Annotated in this window: 1 pseudogene; it reads right to left on the bottom strand. The window is 43.6% G+C overall.

Annotation, left to right across the window (positions count from 1 at the left end):
- Nucleotides 1-243 (bottom strand): annotated as a pseudogene (locus N477_RS00655) (IS110 family transposase); the annotation flags it as partial.

Raw genomic sequence — 243 nt, 5'->3', positions numbered from 1 at the left:
GTAACGCCATTGATAAACATGGTGAGAGAGCTCATTGTCGAGTCGCTCTAATCTAGCCATTCGCTCATTTATAGTTTGAATAAACTCTTGTAAAACGATTTGCTGTGCGGGGTGTGGCAATACCAGTTCGGTGAGCCAGCGTAAGTGTTTGAGAGACCAGTTTGCAGTGCCTGCATAGTTTATATTGTTGCGAAGAAGCAGTGCCTTCAGCTGATATTTGGCATCTTTTAAGTCTTTCATCGC

The sequence above is a fragment of the Pseudoalteromonas luteoviolacea H33-S genome (genome assembly GCF_001625695.1).
Taxonomy (GTDB): domain Bacteria; phylum Pseudomonadota; class Gammaproteobacteria; order Enterobacterales; family Alteromonadaceae; genus Pseudoalteromonas; species Pseudoalteromonas luteoviolacea_B.
Note: the sequence above shows the minus strand (reverse complement) of the source record. Positions and strands in the feature narration are given on the sequence as shown.